Below are 16,768 nucleotides of genomic sequence, written 5' to 3' on the forward strand. Positions count from 1 at the left end.
TCACAAAAAAGGCCGCTTGCGCGGCCTTTTCTTTTACTGCATTTACTGCGCTTAGCGCCGCTTAATCAACATAAACATACTGATAGCGAAGAACGCAAAACTCGGCAGAATCGCTCCCAGAATCGGCGGCAGACCGTAAACCAGACTCAGCGGGCCAAAAATCTGGTCCAGCACGTAGAACAGGAAGCCAAAACTGATACCGGTTACGACACGCACACCCATCGACACGCTACGCAGCGGTCCGAAGATAAACGACAGCGCCATCAGCATCATCACCGCCACCGACAGCGGCTGGAAGATTTTGCTCCACATATTCAGCTGATAACGTCCCGACTCCTGGCCGCTCTGCTTCAGATATTTACTGTAGCTATGCAGACCGCGAATCGATAACGCGTCCGGATCCAGCGCAACCACACCCAGCTTGTCCGGCGTCAGATTGGTTTTCCACTCGCCACTCAGGCTCTGTGAACCGGTAATCTGTTTAGGATCGGTCAGGTTAGACTCATCAACCTGCGACAGTATCCAGCGCTTCTTAGCCGCATCCCAGGTCGCCGTCGCCGCGTAACGCACGCTCTGCAGACGACGCTGATCGTTAAAGCTGTAGATGCTCACGCCATCAATTTCGTTGTCGCCTTTAATGCGCTCGATAAAGATAAAGCTATTGCCATCTTTCGCCCACAGACCGTTCTGCGTCGAGACCAGTGCGCCACCGTAAAGCTGCTGCGCCCGGTAATTACGCGCCATCTGCTCGCCCGACGGCGCAACAAACTCACCTATCGCCATGGTCAGCAACACCAGCGGAATCGCCGTTTTCATCACTGACAGCGCAACCTGCATGCGGGTAAAGCCCGCCGCCTGCATCACCACCAGTTCACTGCGCTGCGCCAGCGCGCCCAGTCCCAGCAGTGCACCCAACAGAGCCGCCATCGGGAAAAAGATCTCAATATCTTTGGGTACGCTCAGCAGGGTGTAGTAACCGGCACTCAGCGCGTTGTAGCTGCCCTGGCCGGTCTTGCGCAGCTGATCGACGAACTTGATGATGCCGGAAAGCGACACCAGCATGAACAGCGTCAGCATAATGGTATTGAAAATGGTTTTACCGATATAGCGGTCAAGTACGCGAAACATCAGACCGACCCTCCGCGGGTAAAGCGGGCGCGAATCCGACGCATCGGCACCGTATCCCACAGGTTAAGGAGCACCGCCAGCACCAGATAGCTGATATTCACCACCCACATCCAGAGCGCCGGATCGAGCCGCCCTTTCGCGCCGCTCGACTTCAGCGAGCTCTGCAACAGGAAGAAAATCAGATAGAGCATCATGGCGGGCAGCATCGACAGCACGCGCCCCTGACGTGGGTTCACCACGCTGAGCGGCACCACCATCAGCGCCATCACCAGCACCGCAAACACCAGCGTCAGACGCCAGTGCAGCTCGGCCTGAAACTCAGGTGTCTTATTCGCGAACAGGTCAGTCAGACTCGCCTGTTCTGCATCGTTAGGATCGAGCGTTGCCGCTTTATAGCCCACGATGGCCTGATAATTGGTGAAGTCGGTGATCCGGAAATCACGCAGCAGAGCGGTGCCCTCAAAACGGGTGCCTTTATCCAGCGTCACCACCTGCGAGCCATCTTTATACTGCTCCATGTGACCGCTGTCAGCCAGCACCACTGAAGGACGCGCGTTACCCTTTGGCCGTAACTGCGCCAGGAACACGTTACCAAAGTTGTTGCCCTTCACATCCTCGACAAACAGCACGGCGCTGCCGTCGCTGGAGGTCTGGAACTGTCCGGCGGCCATTGCTGCCGCACCCGGGTTCGCTTTGGCATTCTGCGTCACCTCATCCTGATAGCGGGATGACCACGGCCCCAGCCAGATGACGTTCACGGCCGCCACTATCGAGGTAAACAGCATCAGCACCATCGCCGCTTTCACCAGGACGGCCTTACTCAGGCCGCAGGCGTGCATCACGGTAATTTCACTTTCCGTGTAGAGCCGCCCCAGCGTCATCAGGATCGCCAGAAACAGACTTAAGGGCAGTATAAGTTGTGCCATTTGAGGCACACCGAGTCCTAACAAGGTCAGAACGAGGTTTGTCGGCACTTCGCCATCCACCGCGGCACCCAGGATCCTGACTAACTTCTGACAAAAGAAGATGAGTAGCAGGATAAACAGGATAGCCAGCTGGCTTTTGAGCGTTTCCCGAACCAGATATCTAATGATGATCACGCTTAGTACGCCTGTGAAAACTTGTCTTTTTGCAGGAAAATCGCTAGTTTCAACGCTTATCAGCCATTTTTCTTCATCAATGGCCGTCGCCGTAGCTAAATTTGTATGAAAAACGCGTCCGGGTGGTGAAAAAACAACATCTTGTCACCCTGATTCATTATGACCTCCAGCAGCAGAATGTCATGCTGCGACGATGAATAAATGGGTCATGAGCGCGCTACATTCTAGCGGCAGCAGCGGCCGTTGTCTTTAAGATTCAGGAGAGTGCATGGAGTTCAGTGTAAAAAGCGGAAGCCCGGAAAAACAGCGCAGTGCCTGCATTGTCGTTGGCGTTTTCGAACCGCGTCGTCTGTCACCGATTGCCGAGCAGCTGGATAAAATCAGCGACGGCTACATCAGCGCCCTGCTGCGCCGCGGCGAGCTGGAAGGAAAAGTGGGCCAGACACTGCTGCTGCATCATGTGCCAAATATCCTGTCCGAGCGTATTCTGCTGATTGGCTGCGGTAAAGAGCGTGAGCTGGATGAACGCCAGTACAAGCAGGTCATTCAGAAAACCATTAACACGCTCAACGACACCGGCTCAATGGAAGCGGTCTGCTTCCTGACCGAACTGCATGTCAAAGGCCGCAACACCTACTGGAAAGTGCGTCAGGCAGTAGAGACCTCCAAAGAGGCGCTCTACAACTTTGACCAGCTGAAAAGTAACAAAGCGGAGCCACGTCGTCCGCTGCGCAAGCTGGTCTTTAACGTGCCGACCCGCCGTGAACTGACCAGCGGCGAACGGGCTATCCAGCATGGATTAGCGGTCGCGGCCGGTATGAAAGCGGCTAAAGATCTCGGCAACATGCCACCTAATATCTGTAACGCCGCCTATCTGGCGTCACAGGCGCGTCAGCTGGCGGATGCCTTCAGCAAAAATGTCACCACCCGCGTCATCGGCGAACAGCAGATGAAAGAGCTGGGCATGAACGCCTATCTCGCTGTCGGGGCCGGTTCGCAAAACGAATCGCTGATGTCGGTAATTGAGTACAAAGGCAATCCGGATGCGGAAGCGCGCCCGATTGTGCTGGTGGGTAAAGGGCTGACCTTTGACTCCGGCGGTATTTCCATCAAGCCTGCCGACAGCATGGATGAAATGAAGTATGACATGTGCGGCGCGGCCGCCGTCTATGGCGTAATGCGTATGGTGGCAGAGCTGAATCTGCCGCTGAACGTGGTTGGCGTGCTGGCGGGCTGTGAAAACATGCCGGATGGCCGGTCGATGCGTCCGGGCGACGTGCTGACCACCATGTCTGGCCAGACGGTTGAAGTGCTGAACACTGACGCCGAAGGCCGCCTGGTCCTGTGCGATGCGCTGACCTATGTTGAACGTTTCGATCCGGAAGTGGTGATTGACGTGGCGACGCTGACCGGTGCCTGCGTGATTGCGCTGGGTCATCACATCAGCGGCCTGCTGTCGAACCACAATCCGCTGGCGCATGAGCTGATCAGCGCCTCGGAGCAGTCAGGCGATCGCGCCTGGCGTCTGCCGATGGCGGATGAGTTCCAGGAGCAGCTGGAGTCCAACTTTGCCGATATGGCGAACATTGGTGGCCGTCCCGGCGGCGCGATTACCGCCGCCTGCTTCCTGGCACGCTTTGCCCGCAAATATAACTGGGCACACCTGGATATCGCCGGTACCGCCTGGCGCTCCGGCAAGGCCAAAGGCGCCACCGGACGTCCGGTGCCGATGCTGTCGCAATTTCTGTTGAATCGGGCAGGATTGAACGGCGACGATTAAGCGCCCTCTTTTCTGACAGCAAGGGCGGATATCATTCCGCCCTTGATCTTCTGATGAGCAAACCGATGAAAAACGCAACCTTCTACGTGCTGGAAACCGATGCAACGAGCGATGGCCTTAGCGCCGTTGAAGCGCTGGTGTGCAATCTGGCGGAAACACGCTGGCGGGCCGGAAAGCGGGTGTTGATCGCCTGCGAAGATGAACAGCAAGCCATTCGACTTGACGAAGCGCTGTGGCAACGACCGGCAAACGCCTTCGTGCCACACAACCTGGCGGGTGAAGGCCCGCGCTACGGTGCGCCGGTTGAGCTGGCCTGGCCACAGCGTCGCGGCAGTTCACCGCGTGACCTGCTGATTAGCCTGCTGCCCCACTTCGCAGATTTTGCTACTGCTTTCCATGAAGTGATAGACTTCGTTCCTTACGAAGACACGCTCAAACAACTGGCGCGCGACCGCTATAAAGCGTATCGCAGCGTTGGATTCCAATTGAATACGGCAGCGCCACCACAGCCGCAAACGACATAGCAGAAATGGAAAAGACATATAACCCGCAAGATATCGAGCAGCCGCTTTACGAGCATTGGGAAAAGCAGGGCTACTTCAAACCGAATGGCGATACCAGCCAGGAAAGCTTTTGCATCATGATCCCGCCGCCGAACGTCACCGGTAGCTTGCACATGGGTCACGCCTTCCAGCAAACCATCATGGACACCATGATCCGTTACCAGCGCATGCAGGGGAAAAATACCCTGTGGCAGGCGGGTACTGACCACGCGGGCATCGCCACGCAGATGGTAGTTGAGCGCAAAATTGCGGCTGAAGAGGGCAAGACGCGCCAGGACTATGGCCGTGATGCGTTCATCGACAAAATCTGGCAGTGGAAAGCAGAGTCCGGCGGCACCATCACCCGCCAGATGCGCCGTCTGGGCAACTCCGTCGACTGGGAGCGCGAGCGCTTCACCATGGACGATGGCCTTTCCAACGCCGTGAAAGAGGTGTTTGTTCGCCTCTATAAAGAGAACCTGATCTACCGTGGCAAACGCCTGGTGAACTGGGATCCAAAACTGCGTACCGCAATCTCCGACCTGGAAGTGGAAAACCGCGAGAGCAAAGGCTCGATGTGGCATATCCGCTATCCACTGGCTGACGGCGCAAAAACCGCCGACGGTAAAGATTATCTGGTGGTCGCCACCACCCGTCCGGAAACCCTGTTGGGCGATACCGGCGTCGCCGTTAACCCGGAAGATCCACGTTACAAAGATCTGATCGGCAAATTTGTGATGCTGCCGCTGGTTGGCCGTCTTATCCCTATCGTTGGCGACGAACATGCCGACATGGAAAAAGGCACCGGCTGCGTCAAGATCACCCCGGCGCATGACTTCAACGACTATGAAGTCGGCCGTCGTCACAAACTGCCGATGATCAACATCCTGACCTTCGACGGCGATATCCGCGACCGTGCTCAGGTGTATGACACCAATGGCGAAGCCAGCGATGCCTGTTCCGATGAGATCCCGGCGGCTTTCCAGAACATGGAACGCTTTGCGGCGCGTAAAGCGATTGTTGCCGCTGTCGATGAACTCGGCCTGCTTGAAGAGATCAAACCTCACGATCTGACCGTGCCTTACGGCGACCGTGGCGGCGTGGTTATCGAGCCGATGCTGACTGATCAGTGGTATGTGCGTACCGCACCGTTGGCGAAAGTCGCGGTTGAAGCCGTTGAAAACGGCGACATCCAGTTTGTACCGAAGCAGTACGAAAACATGTACTTCTCCTGGATGCGCGATATTCAGGACTGGTGTATCTCCCGTCAGCTCTGGTGGGGTCACCGCATCCCGGCGTGGTATGACGACAACGGTAACGTCTACGTCGGCCGCACCGAAGACGAAGTGCGGGCTGAGAACAACCTGGCCGCCGACGTCGCGCTGCGTCAGGATGATGACGTGCTGGATACCTGGTTCTCCTCAGGTCTGTGGACCTTCTCCACCCTGGGCTGGCCGGAAAACACCGAAGCGCTGCGTACTTTCCATCCGACCAGCGTGCTGGTCAGCGGCTTCGACATCATCTTCTTCTGGATTGCCCGCATGATCATGCTGACCATGCACTTCATCAAAGATGAAAACGGCAAACCACAGGTACCGTTTAAAACCGTCTACATGACCGGTCTGATCCGTGATGAAGAAGGTCAGAAGATGTCGAAATCCAAGGGCAACGTGATTGACCCGCTGGATATGGTCGACGGCATTTCACTGGAAGCGCTGCTGGAAAAACGCACCGGCAACATGATGCAGCCACAGCTGGCGGAGAAAATCCGCAAACGTACCGAGAAGCAGTTCCCGGACGGCATCGAGCCATCAGGCACCGATGCGCTGCGTTTCACCCTGGCGGCGCTGGCCTCTACCGGTCGCGACATTAACTGGGACATGAAGCGCCTGGAAGGCTATCGCAACTTCTGTAACAAGCTGTGGAACGCCAGCCGCTTTGTGCTGATGAACACCGAAGAGCAGGATTGCGGACAGAATGGCGGCGAAATGACGCTGTCGCTGGCAGATCGCTGGATCCTGACCGAGTTCAACAACACGGTGAAAGCGTACCGTGAAGCGCTGGATAGCTACCGTTTCGATATCGCAGCTAACCTGCTGTATGACTTCACCTGGAACCAGTTCTGCGACTGGTATCTGGAGCTGACCAAGCCGGTCATGAACAGCGGCAGTGAATCTGAACTGCGTGGCACCCGTCATACGCTGGTTCACGTACTGGAAGCGCTGCTGCGTCTGGCGCATCCGATCATTCCGTTTATCACTGAAACCATCTGGCAGCGCGTGAAGGGGCTGAAAAATATCAGCGACGACACCATCATGCTGCAGCCTTTCCCGCAGTACGATGCGGCGAAAGAAGATGCCGAAGCGAAAGCGGACATCGAGTGGATGAAGCAGGCGATCGTGGCGGTGCGTAATATCCGTGCCGAGATGAACATCGCACTGAGCAAGCCGCTGGATGTGCTGCTGCGTGACTGCTCGCCTGCGGCACTGCGTCGCGTTGAAGCCAACCGCAACTTCCTGTCGCGCCTGGCGCGTCTGGAAAGCCTGACCATTCTGCCTGCGGGCGAGAAAGGTCCGGTGTCGGTGACCAAACTGGTCGAAGGCGCAGAGCTGTTGATCCCGATGGCGGATCTGGTGGATAAAACCGCCGAGCTGGAGCGTCTGGCGAAAGAGCTGGTTAAGCTGGATGTAGAAATCGAGAAGATCGAGACCAAGCTGGCGAACGAAGGCTTTGTTTCGCGTGCCCCGGAAGCGGTGGTGGCGAAAGAGCGCGAACGCGTAGCGGACCTGCAACAATCAAAAGCAAAACTGATTGAACAGCAGGCGGTCATTGCGGCGCTCTGATTGATTCCTCGCTCTGAAAAAAACCCCGCGCTCTGGCGCGGGGTTTTTTATATCATTTTTTCGATGACACCCTTCTCGTCCTTGTTTCAGCAGCAAGATGATCATGACTCTTTTCTAATACAGACAGGCATCTTTTTTCCCGGTCACTTTCTGACGTTAACTGAGTAAGCGCCGTGCGGGCTTTTAAAAAGTACGCATCTGTTTCATCCGGAGTCAGCTCAATAAATGGCATGCCGCATAGCTTATTAACATTGCCTTGATTAACGTATTTCATTACCGCGCCAGGATTTTCAGGTAAGGCATAGGCCATCGCGATGTCCAGACCTTCCTGAAAAGAGGTTGCGCCTAAGAATGGCGATCGATTAAGAATGGGGTAAAGTTCAATCCAGCGTGTCCGGCCCTGAGAAAGATATTCTGTTATCTTGTCATAATCAGCATCTGAAAGTGAACTGCTGTCATTATTGCGGGATGCCGTAATCACTTTATCTGACAAAACATGTTCTGCAGAATTGAACCTTCCTGATGAACAGGAGACGGAAAACAATGCTAATAGCAAAATAATGAGCCATTTCATTTCACTATTAACTCCCTGTCGCCGCTATCCGCAATACTTTTTCTTACATTGAAAGACGCGACAATACAGCCATTCGAAGCGGTACCAAAGCCGTTATCTCCATGAATAAGAAATCCGGCGCGACCACACATATTGTTACCCGCATAAGGTATCAGACGGAGAACAAATCGTCCGGCTGTAGGATGCTTTGCCATAGGACTGGCAATCTTATACTTTCCTGCTGGCAAAGGACCTTTGTTCACCTCACATGCTAATGCAGGATCGTCTTTATATCCTTCAGCCCCGGCATATAACGCATCGAATTTATAGACACCATCTCGTGTAAAAGATCGCTTTCTGACGTCATAGACCCATGTCATACACGCTCCTTAAAATGACTCACAGAATTGCTGCGCCATTGATAGTTGAATTATGTGCGTTCCTTCCATGAATCGGAGTGCTGAATATTGCCATCACAGTACTTCCAGGTGATTTTTTCATAGCGCAGCGTTACTGACTCAAGATGGTTCATATTTTCAATGGATTTGATGTTATGCATGAGTGGATTAACCGACACCACTTTCACTCCTTCAATGAACATATTGAAGTACTCCTCTTCCTGGCCAGCGTGATTAATACGGTACCATTTTATTTCAGCTGACCTGAGTGTTTGCCCGGAGGAGACTGCTTTATAGAGATAAGGGCTGGATGAGTCGAATTCTTTTTCGAATTCTAATGCACTATGAACACGCGTCCCTGTGAGTTTACCGGTGTGAGGATCGACCGGTATGCTCAAACCATGCATGAAACTAAGTACTTCAATACTTCCTTCTCGATGTTGGACGTCAACTGATCCTTTGATATCTGCGCCACCATCATCTTTCAGCCATAGGTAAGCTGGAATTGCCATGAAATTAATCCTTTAATTAGCGTTAAAGATATTAACTTACAGGAGTAGCAGTCAGCATTTTTGATTTACATCAATTAAGACAAACAAATTGATTGTGAAGTAATCAGCACTATTAAGACCAGAAGATAGAAACAATTCCTTATTACTGAACATAGTAAGGTGTAAATGATAAAACAGATTTTCAAGTGACATTAAAAAACATGACGCTTTTAAAGCCTCCCTGCATTGTCAGGAATATTGCTTTTACATGACGATAATGTTACTTCTGGTAAATGTCTAACCGATTTACATAGCTCAACTCCCACATGATTTCTGACTCTCAGCACCTTCAGGTGCGGCCGATTACTGCCGCCGATAATCCGCATATCGCCCAGGTGATCCGCGATGTTTCCGCGGAGTTCGGCCTGACGGCTGACAAGGGCTACACCGTTTCCGATCCGCAGCTCGACCAGCTGTTTGAGCTCTACAGTGCCGAACAGAGCGCCTACTGGATTGTTGAGTATCAGGGCAAGGTGGTCGGCGGCGGCGGTGTTGCGCCGCTCGCCTGCAGCGCACCCGATATCTGCGAACTGCAAAAGATGTACTTTCTGCCAGAGGTGCGCGGTCAGGGTCTGGCACGCGAACTGGCGCTGCGGGCGATAGAACATGCACGCAGCCACGGTTTCCGTGGCTGCTATCTGGAAACCACCGCCAGCCTGACGCGGGCCATTAAACTTTATGAGTCACTCGGCTTTGAGCATATCGACAGCGCGATGGGCTGCACCGGCCATGTCGACTGCGAAGTGCGTATGTTGCGGAAGTTATAAGCCGCGCTCTACGTAACTCATATCGTTGATGGATTCAATCACGAACTCTCCGCTGTCGGTATAGCGCAGCCGGGTCACGCTCGCATTGTCCAGCGTCTGGTTTAACGATGTATCGCCAAGCGCCTGCAGTAGCGCTGTAATCGCCAGGCCATGCGTGACCACCAGAACGTTACCGCCGCCCTGCTGCCGGGCCTGCTGCGCTATCTCAGTCAGGCTATCGACCATTCGCTTCGCAACCTGCTGATAGCTTTCGGCCATGCCTGCTGATTTAATGCCTCTCAGTGCCGGCGTGCCTGACGCTTCCGCCTGCCGGATAGCGTCTATGATCCTGTCGACATGAACCTTGCCTTTGCCATAGGCCTCCATTAGCACCGTATCGGATGCAAATCCCAACTGATGAGCAGCATCGTTCAACATATTATTATTCAGATCGCCCTCATACAGGCCAAAGCCCACTTCCCGCAATTCCCGGCGTTCGTTCAGCGGCAGCGGTGTTTTCCATGCCTGCATTACAACCTGTGCGGTTTCTCTCGCTCTGCCAGCATCGCTGGACCAGACGGCGATAAACGGGATAGTCTGCAGACCGCGTCCCAGCTTTTGCGCCACCTCTACCCCCGCTGGCGTTAGCGGAGTATCTGCCCATCCCTGCGCGCGATGCACCGTGTTGAACATCGTTTTACCATGCCGCGTAACGTAGAGAGTGACATCGGCGGCAAAGGCTTCGCCTGCGACAGCCCCAACCACAATAAGAATCAGCAACGCTTTAAAAATTCTTTTCATCGTATTTTCCTTATCTGAACAGGTTTAATTTATACTCAACCGCGATCTCTGCAGAAAGGCTGGGAGAACGCATATATTTTCCTTGCGCATTAAAAACCGGCGTTTCTTTATTATTCTTATATGACCAGCCATAACCGAATAGCGTAAAGACCGATAAATCCTTCAGGGCCGGATGGGGTTCGATAAAGCGATTTATGAGCGCGACTTCCCCCGAACGTATACGCGTATTACGGTAATTAAACTGTCCATAGTTAATCTGAAACCCGCTAAAAATGCCTTTTGAAATTTCAAATTCCGTCTGCGACACCAGCGCCAGTTCTTTATCACGGGTATAATCTTTTCCGGCAGAGGTCAGGGCGTTGAAACGCCCACGGGTATTTTTTGTCAGCGGGCGCACATAATATCCCACCGCATTATGTTTGGGCGCCGAAGTCCAGGCGGCAGCGAATTTCTGTGTCCATCTGTCGTTAATCCAGTCTGCTTCACCGACATAGTGCCACGCGTGGTTATCGAACGATCTTTTGCTGGCCGCCATGCTTTTATAATTTTCCAGCCCCTGACTGCCATAAATTTGAGAGGACAAGCGCCAGTCCGGCGAGAGCGAGTAATTCGCTTCGATAACATGACGCCGCTGGTAGGCTTCCGCTTCGCCAAATGCGTAGGCGAGACGTCCGCGATCACCGGTATAGCTCAGTGCGCCGGTATAGATCGCATTAATTTTTCGTCGGTCCTGGGTTTGCAGGGCAAGACTCTCCGGCGAGTCGTGGCGAAGCGTTTTGGTCACGTAAGCCAAATCCAGCCGAATCTTCTGCACGTTCAGCGCGCCGCTATAGCCTGAGTAACTGTTGCGTGACAAGCGGTCCGTGGTGGTCAGCACGCCGATGTTTTTTAACTCCTGCCAGCCCGCTTTTCCTTTAAATCCCGCATTCGCGTCCCCCAGCTTCACTTTCAGATAGCGTTCACCAAACTTGCTGAAGCCGTGCGCGTCAGCTTTTTGCTGATGACCGCCGCTGTCGTAAAGCAGGCCGCGCGTGGCAAAGTAGTCGCTGGCTCCCAGCCTGATCGTTCGGGTATAAGTTGCATCGAAACCCAGCCAGTCCCACTGATAGCCGGAACGAAAATTCAGGCTTGCCGCCTGTCCCCAGGCATTATGAACAGCGGTAGGCTGCGCTTCATTTTCCTTGAGATACTTCCAGTGATTACGCAGTCTGAGATCGAGTTGCGAATCACGCAGGAAAGCATTGTCAGAGAACGATAATGCGTCGGAAAAGTCAGCCCATGCGCCAGATGGCTGCAAAAACAGTAAAATAAATAACGGAATACCGCGCTTTCCCCTCATGTTAATGACTCCTTCCATTAAATGCTTATTAGCAAAACTGGCCGGGCGAAAAAAGTCGCTGATTCTTTTCCCCGGCTATAGCCGGTGCAAAAAAAAACCTGATTCACAACCCTCTCTGGCAAAGAGGCGTTATGAATCAGGTTTTGCTTGAAAAATAACAATCCTAATCCGGCAAGAGCACTATAGTTATTCCGCAAAGAAAAAACAGAAGAGATAAAATATTTTGTGAGGGGTCACTCAAATTATATTTTTCGGAGGTAACGCGTTCATATTAGATTAACAGTTAATACTTATCTTTTTATTATTAATAAAATCAACCCGGTTCAATATAAAAAATAAACGGCCATCGTAAGAGCGCCGTTTACTCTAATCAGAACGCCGGTACGCCGCTGTGAAAGCGTAATTCGTTGTCGGGTTCGCTAATTAACCGCCCTTCTGTTGCCCCAATCGCCTGCACCCGCGGCGTGATGTCTCTGGTGGCAATCTGCGCCGCCAGGGTTAAATAGTCCTGATAATGTCGCGCCTCTGAGCGCAGCAGCGACAGATAGAACTTCGCCAGTTCGTCATCAAGATAAGGTGCCAGACTGGCGAAACGTTCGCAGGAGCGCGCCTCGATGTAAGCGCCGCATATCAGCTTATCCACCAGCGTTTCCGGTTCATGGGTGGTGACTTCGCGCAGCAGCGATTTGGCATAGCGGCTGGAGGTGATCTTCTGATAGACCAGCCCGCGCGACTGCATAATTTCCCACACCTGATAGAAGTGATGCAGCTCCTCTTTAATCAGCAGCACCATCTTCTCCACCAGCTCATCCGCCCACGGCAGCGCATTGCGCACGATGATACGTTTTGTCAGGTTCTTATGGGCGTTGATAAAGTCGCTGTCGCCATCTTCGCGGAAGATAAAATCTTCATAAGGTTTCAGCCACGCCAGAATGGCGTCGCCGCTGGGTTTGTCGGCAACATATTTGCGGATCAACCACACCGCGGTCTGCGCGGCTTTCAGTTCGCACACCAGATGGTCGGTTAACAGCAGGGTCAGATTTTCCGGCTTGCGCGCCTCATCAATCCAGGCCTGTGGCGTGCGGCAGTGCAGAAACTGATAGATCGGTTCAAGTAAGGGTGCGTAGTTCATGATGTTAAAACAGGTGGCAGGGGTGACAGGCGGAGAACTCTCCGCCCCGGCTACTTAGTGGCGAATACCATCATCATCTTCATCTTCGATGGCGTCGTCATCTTCATCTTCGGCATCGGGATCTTCAAAATAGGTGCCCCAGCCGTCGTAATCGACGTTGTACTTACCAATCAGGTTCACCAGCTGCTCAACCTGCACATCGATCAGTTCAGGCTTCAGGGCGGATTCGCTGATGATGTCGACGCACATCACGGTGGTGCCATCTTCCAGCTCCAGCTCTTCCGGCTCGGTCACTTCATAACCCAGCTTGAACGCATCAACGGCCGCTTTTTCCAGCGAATCAAAATTATTGCATGAGAGATGGTGCTCGATGGTATAGAGCGCATCAGGATCGCTGCCATCCTCCAGCAGCTCTTCAATAATCTGCCGCGTCTCTTCCTGCTGCTCTTCCAGTAATGCTTCATATGCCATGACGATATCCTCTCTGAGTTCGGCAATAATCAATTATTTTCCCATACTGCCCGTCGCGCCACTACACAAAACGAAAAGTTTATTAGCCCCGCACTTGAAAATGCATATTCATACGGTTAGATTGAATTTTAATTCACTTTAATGATTACCGGAGTGTTGTATGAGTCAGCTGTATCAGCGCCATTTCCTCAGACTTCTGGATTTTACGCCCGCCGAGATTGATCACCTGCTTACCCTTTCCGCTGAATTGAAACGGGCGAAAAAAAGTGCCCAGGAAGTGCAGCATCTGAAAGGTAAAAACATCGCGCTCATCTTCGAAAAAGACTCGACCCGTACCCGATGCTCTTTCGAAGTTGCCGCTTACGATCAGGGTGCAAACGTCACCTATCTTGGCCCGAGTGGCAGCCAGATCGGCCATAAAGAGTCGATGCGCGACACCGCGCGGGTGCTGGGCCGGATGTACGATGGCATTCAGTATCGCGGTTACGGACAGGAACTGGTGGAAACACTGGCGGAACATGCCGGTGTGCCGGTGTGGAACGGCCTGACCACCGAGTTTCATCCGACCCAGCTGCTGGCCGACCTGCTGACCATGCAGGAGCATCTGCCGGGCAAAAAACTCAGCGAGATGACGCTGGTTTATGTAGGTGATGCGCGCAACAACATGGGCAACACCATGCTGGAAGCCGCCGCACAGGTGGGGCTGGATCTGCGTCTGGTGGCACCGAAGAGCTGCTGGCCAGAGGAGCAACTGGTGGCGCAGTGCCGTGAAGCCGCGCAGCAGACCGGCGGGAAAATTACTCTCACCGAACATATTGCCGACGGCGTGAAAGGCGCTGACTTTATCTACACCGATGTCTGGGTGTCGATGGGCGAAGCCAAAGCGGTGTGGGCCGAGCGTATCGCGCTGCTGCGTGACTATCAGGTGAACCGCGCGATGCTCGATCTGACCGGCAACCCGCAGGTTAAATTCCTGCACTGTCTGCCCGCCTTCCACGACGATCAGACCACGCTGGGCCAGCAGATGGCAGAGCAGTACGATCTGCCCAACGGTATGGAAGTGAGTAACGAGGTATTTGAGTCACCACACAGCATTGTGTTCGACCAGGCCGAGAACCGGATGCACACGATTAAAGCGGTAATGGTGGCCACGCTGGGCCAGCGCTGACCGACCAGCATCGTGCGGCTGAGGACGCTGAGTTGCGTCTGCTCATACCGGCCTATTCATCCGCCTGATCTGGCCTCGACACCGATCGGCCAGGCAGGCGCAAACGTTTTCCTCTTGCTGCCCCACCGCGAACGGGTATAATGCGGCCCAATTTGCCGGAGGAAATATGCTACAGCACAGCGGACAACTTGACGCTCAATCACGCCTGACCGCAGGCGGTGCTACTGTTTCTTTCGGTCATCGACCCGATCTTAAAAAAGCCCCTTAAGCAGGGGCTTTTTTTTGTCCGCAATCCGGCCGCGCAGAGGAGACAGCTATGGCTAACCCGCTATATCGCAAGCACATTATTTCAATCAACGACCTCAGTCGTGAAGAGCTGGAACTGGCGTTGCACACCGCCGCAAAGCTGAAAGCCCACCCGCAGCCGGAACTGCTGAAGCACAAGGTTATCGCCAGCTGCTTCTTTGAGGCGTCGACCCGTACCCGCCTGTCGTTTGAAACCGCCATTCATCGCCTCGGCGCGTCAGCGGTGGGCTTTGCTGACGGCAGTAATACGTCGCTGGGCAAAAAAGGCGAAACCCTGGCCGACACCATTTCAGTGATTAGCACCTACGTCGATGCGATCGTGATGCGTCACCCGCAGGAAGGCGCGGCGCGGCTGGCGACCGAATTCTCCGGTGGCATCCCGATTCTCAACGCCGGTGACGGCGCGAACCAGCATCCGACCCAGACGCTGCTTGATCTCTTCACCATTCAGGAGACGCAGAGCCGTCTTAATCAGCTGAATGTGGCGATGGTCGGCGACCTGAAGTATGGCCGCACCGTGCACTCCCTGACCCAGGCGCTGGCGAAGTTTGACGGCAACCGCTTCTTCTTTATCGCGCCCGATGCGCTGGCGATGCCGGCCTATATCACCGATATGCTGGATGAGAAGAATATCAGCTGGTCACGTCACGACAGCTTTGAAGAGGTGATGCCGCAGCTCGATATCCTCTATATGACGCGGGTGCAGAAAGAGCGGCTCGATCCGTCAGAATATGCCAACGTCAAAGCGCAGTTTATTCTGCGCGCCGCCGATCTCGCTACGGCGCGCGACAATATGAAGGTACTGCACCCGCTGCCGCGCATCGACGAAATCACCACCGATGTCGATAAAACCCCGTATGCCTGGTATTTCCAGCAGGCGGGTAACGGCATCTATGCGCGCCAGGCTCTGCTGGCACTGGTTTTAAACAGCGAACTCGCCCTGTAAGGAGATACCCCCATGACGCAGGACAACAAACTGCAGGTCGAAGCGATCAAACGCGGCACGGTCATCGACCATATTCCGGCGCAGATCGGCTTTAAATTGCTCTCTCTGTTCCGGCTGACCGAAACCGATCAGCGCATTACTATTGGCCTGAATCTGCCCTCAGGCGAGATGGGCCGCAAAGATCTGATCAAGATTGAGAATACCTTTCTCACCGACGATCAGGTCAATCAGCTGGCGGTCTATGCGCCCCATGCTACGGTCAACCGCATCGACGACTATGAAGTGGTCGCGAAGATCGCCCCGACGCTGCCGGACCACGTTGAACGGGTGCTGACCTGCCCCAACAGCAACTGCATCAGCCGCAGCGAGCCGGTCTTCTCCAGCTTTGCCGTGAAGCAGCGCGCCGACGATGTGCATCTGAAGTGCAAATATTGCGAAAAAGAGTTCGCCCGCCATGTGGTGCTGGGTCACTGGTAATCGCCCTGCCCGACCTTATAATGGGCAACACCGGCGGCATCGCCGCCTGACGACGTAATCAAAGGAGCAATGATGTCTCGTGAAATCAGTACTGAAAAAGCCCCTGCCGCTATCGGCCCCTATGTTCAGGGTGTCGATCTGGGCAGCATGATCATCACCTCTGGCCAGATCCCGGTGGATCCGGCGACCGGCCAGGTGGCGGATGACGTTGCCGCACAGGCGCGTCAGTCACTGGAAAATGTGAAGGCGATTGTTGAAGCAGCGGGTCTGAAGGTCGGCGACATCGTGAAGACCACGGTGTTCGTAAAGGATTTAAATGACTTCGCCACGGTCAATGCGGCTTATGAGGCGTTTTTCACCGAGCATGAAGCGCACTTCCCGGCGCGTTCCTGTGTCGAAGTGGCGCGTCTGCCAAAAGATGTGAAGATCGAAATCGAAGCGATTGCCCTTCGTCGCTAATCTACGTTGTTAACATCTATTGTTAACG

The 16,768-nt window shown here is 53.9% G+C and carries 17 protein-coding genes; 8 read left to right on the forward strand and 9 right to left on the reverse strand.

All coding sequences use genetic code 11. From position 1 onward, the window contains the following. Nucleotides 1-51: 51 nt before the first annotated feature. Nucleotides 52-1,128: an LPS export ABC transporter permease LptG gene (gene lptG, locus NR201_RS11105; RefSeq protein ID WP_010251648.1), complete on the reverse strand. Its 1,077-nt coding sequence runs from the start codon at nt 1,126-1,128 to the stop codon at nt 52-54. After that, complete coding sequence (gene lptF, locus NR201_RS11110; RefSeq protein ID WP_256849777.1) at nt 1,128-2,228, reverse strand: LPS export ABC transporter permease LptF; 1,101 nt, start codon at nt 2,226-2,228, stop codon at nt 1,128-1,130. Before lptF ends, lptG begins: the two co-directional genes overlap by 1 nt. A 268-nt stretch (nt 2,229-2,496) precedes the next feature. Here lptF and pepA point away from each other — a divergent pair, with 268 nt between their 5' ends. The 3 genes from pepA (at nt 2,497) to NR201_RS11125 (ending at nt 7,393) form a co-directional block, all read left to right on the forward strand. Next, entirely contained in the window at nt 2,497-4,008 is a 1,512-nt protein-coding gene (gene pepA, locus NR201_RS11115; protein ID WP_010251654.1) for a leucyl aminopeptidase, read from the forward strand. Between the two features lie 65 nt (nt 4,009-4,073). Further along, nucleotides 4,074-4,532, forward strand: coding sequence for a DNA polymerase III subunit chi (locus tag NR201_RS11120; RefSeq protein WP_010251657.1), 459 nt, complete (start codon nt 4,074-4,076; stop codon nt 4,530-4,532). A 5-nt stretch (nt 4,533-4,537) separates the two neighbouring features. Beyond that, a complete protein-coding gene (locus NR201_RS11125) occupies nt 4,538-7,393 on the forward strand; it encodes a valine--tRNA ligase (RefSeq protein ID WP_010671782.1) in 2,856 nt (951 codons plus the stop codon). Between the two features lie 52 nt (nt 7,394-7,445). Here the strand turns inward: NR201_RS11125 and NR201_RS11130 are convergent, their stop codons facing one another. The 3 genes from NR201_RS11130 to NR201_RS11140 are packed head-to-tail and all read right to left on the reverse strand — an operon-like array spanning nt 7,446 to nt 8,856. Continuing rightward, complete coding sequence (locus NR201_RS11130; protein ID WP_052061771.1) at nt 7,446-7,967, reverse strand: hypothetical protein; 522 nt, start codon at nt 7,965-7,967, stop codon at nt 7,446-7,448. Then, on the reverse strand, nt 7,964-8,326 hold the full coding sequence (locus tag NR201_RS11135; protein ID WP_010671784.1) for a tlde1 domain-containing protein: 363 nt from the start codon (nt 8,324-8,326) through the stop codon (nt 7,964-7,966). The genes NR201_RS11130 and NR201_RS11135 overlap by 4 nt, the downstream gene beginning before the upstream one ends. Nucleotides 8,327-8,376: 50 nt before the next feature. Beyond that, entirely contained in the window at nt 8,377-8,856 is a 480-nt protein-coding gene (locus tag NR201_RS11140) for an Hcp family type VI secretion system effector (protein ID WP_010671785.1), read from the reverse strand. Nucleotides 8,857-9,161: 305 nt separating this feature from the next. Here NR201_RS11140 and NR201_RS11145 point away from each other — a divergent pair, with 305 nt between their 5' ends. Continuing rightward, nucleotides 9,162-9,662 carry a GNAT family N-acetyltransferase gene (locus NR201_RS11145; protein WP_256849778.1) on the forward strand — a complete coding sequence of 167 codons (501 nt, stop codon included), beginning with the start codon at nt 9,162-9,164 and terminating at the stop codon, nt 9,660-9,662. Here the strand turns inward: NR201_RS11145 and NR201_RS11150 are convergent. The 4 genes from NR201_RS11150 to rraB all read right to left on the reverse strand — a co-directional run bounded on the left by NR201_RS11150 (nt 9,657) and on the right by rraB (nt 13,384). Continuing rightward, nucleotides 9,657-10,442 carry a histidine phosphatase family protein gene (locus NR201_RS11150; RefSeq protein WP_256849779.1) on the reverse strand — a complete coding sequence of 262 codons (786 nt, stop codon included), beginning with the start codon at nt 10,440-10,442 and terminating at the stop codon, nt 9,657-9,659. The genes NR201_RS11145 and NR201_RS11150 overlap by 6 nt on opposite strands. A gap of 10 nt (nt 10,443-10,452) precedes the next feature. After that, nucleotides 10,453-11,781, reverse strand: a complete 1,329-nt coding sequence (locus tag NR201_RS11155) for an OprD family outer membrane porin (protein WP_256844406.1) — start codon at nt 11,779-11,781, stop codon at nt 10,453-10,455. Between the two features lie 370 nt (nt 11,782-12,151). Beyond that, nucleotides 12,152-12,913: a tRNA-(ms[2]io[6]A)-hydroxylase gene (locus tag NR201_RS11160; RefSeq protein ID WP_033769520.1), complete on the reverse strand. Its 762-nt coding sequence runs from the start codon at nt 12,911-12,913 to the stop codon at nt 12,152-12,154. A gap of 54 nt (nt 12,914-12,967) precedes the next feature. Continuing rightward, nucleotides 12,968-13,384, reverse strand: coding sequence for a ribonuclease E inhibitor RraB (rraB, locus tag NR201_RS11165; RefSeq protein ID WP_010251675.1), 417 nt, complete (start codon nt 13,382-13,384; stop codon nt 12,968-12,970). 160 nt (nt 13,385-13,544) lie between these two features. Here rraB and argF point away from each other — a divergent pair, with 160 nt between their 5' ends. The 4 genes from argF to ridA all read left to right on the forward strand — a co-directional run bounded on the left by argF (nt 13,545) and on the right by ridA (nt 16,740). Continuing rightward, nucleotides 13,545-14,552: an ornithine carbamoyltransferase gene (gene argF / locus NR201_RS11170; protein WP_061901816.1), complete on the forward strand. Its 1,008-nt coding sequence runs from the start codon at nt 13,545-13,547 to the stop codon at nt 14,550-14,552. Between the two features lie 316 nt (nt 14,553-14,868). Further along, the gene (gene pyrB / locus NR201_RS11175; protein WP_010251681.1) at nt 14,869-15,804 is read left to right on the forward strand and encodes an aspartate carbamoyltransferase; all 936 of its coding nucleotides are present in this window, start codon (nt 14,869-14,871) and stop codon (nt 15,802-15,804) included. Nucleotides 15,805-15,816: 12 nt separating this feature from the next. Continuing rightward, entirely contained in the window at nt 15,817-16,281 is a 465-nt protein-coding gene (gene pyrI / locus NR201_RS11180; protein ID WP_010251684.1) for an aspartate carbamoyltransferase regulatory subunit, read from the forward strand. Between the two features lie 72 nt (nt 16,282-16,353). Next, the gene (gene ridA, locus NR201_RS11185) at nt 16,354-16,740 is read left to right on the forward strand and encodes a 2-iminobutanoate/2-iminopropanoate deaminase (protein WP_010251687.1); all 387 of its coding nucleotides are present in this window, start codon (nt 16,354-16,356) and stop codon (nt 16,738-16,740) included. Nucleotides 16,741-16,768: the final 28 nt, after the last annotated feature.

Origin of the sequence: Pantoea sp. Fr-CA_6 (assembly GCF_024520895.1) — a bacterium.
Lineage (GTDB): Bacteria > Pseudomonadota > Gammaproteobacteria > Enterobacterales > Enterobacteriaceae > Pantoea > Pantoea agglomerans.

Coding starts and splice junctions, on each gene's coding strand:
- pepA (WP_010251654.1), top strand. CDS start 2,497: ATGGAGTTCAGTGTAAAAAGCGGAAGCCCGGAAAAACAGCGCAGTGCC.
- NR201_RS11125 (WP_010671782.1), top strand. CDS start 4,538: ATGGAAAAGACATATAACCCGCAAGATATCGAGCAGCCGCTTTACGAG.
- NR201_RS11120 (WP_010251657.1), top strand. CDS start 4,074: ATGAAAAACGCAACCTTCTACGTGCTGGAAACCGATGCAACGAGCGAT.
- NR201_RS11145 (WP_256849778.1), top strand. CDS start 9,162: ATGATTTCTGACTCTCAGCACCTTCAGGTGCGGCCGATTACTGCCGCC.
- NR201_RS11135 (WP_010671784.1), bottom strand. CDS start 8,326: ATGACATGGGTCTATGACGTCAGAAAGCGATCTTTTACACGAGATGGT.
- pyrB (WP_010251681.1), top strand. CDS start 14,869: ATGGCTAACCCGCTATATCGCAAGCACATTATTTCAATCAACGACCTC.
- NR201_RS11130 (WP_052061771.1), bottom strand. CDS start 7,967: ATGAAATGGCTCATTATTTTGCTATTAGCATTGTTTTCCGTCTCCTGT.
- NR201_RS11155 (WP_256844406.1), bottom strand. CDS start 11,781: ATGAGGGGAAAGCGCGGTATTCCGTTATTTATTTTACTGTTTTTGCAG.
- ridA (WP_010251687.1), top strand. CDS start 16,354: ATGTCTCGTGAAATCAGTACTGAAAAAGCCCCTGCCGCTATCGGCCCC.
- argF (WP_061901816.1), top strand. CDS start 13,545: ATGAGTCAGCTGTATCAGCGCCATTTCCTCAGACTTCTGGATTTTACG.
- NR201_RS11150 (WP_256849779.1), bottom strand. CDS start 10,442: ATGAAAAGAATTTTTAAAGCGTTGCTGATTCTTATTGTGGTTGGGGCT.
- pyrI (WP_010251684.1), top strand. CDS start 15,817: ATGACGCAGGACAACAAACTGCAGGTCGAAGCGATCAAACGCGGCACG.
- NR201_RS11140 (WP_010671785.1), bottom strand. CDS start 8,856: ATGGCAATTCCAGCTTACCTATGGCTGAAAGATGATGGTGGCGCAGAT.
- rraB (WP_010251675.1), bottom strand. CDS start 13,384: ATGGCATATGAAGCATTACTGGAAGAGCAGCAGGAAGAGACGCGGCAG.
- NR201_RS11160 (WP_033769520.1), bottom strand. CDS start 12,913: ATGAACTACGCACCCTTACTTGAACCGATCTATCAGTTTCTGCACTGC.
- lptG (WP_010251648.1), bottom strand. CDS start 1,128: ATGTTTCGCGTACTTGACCGCTATATCGGTAAAACCATTTTCAATACC.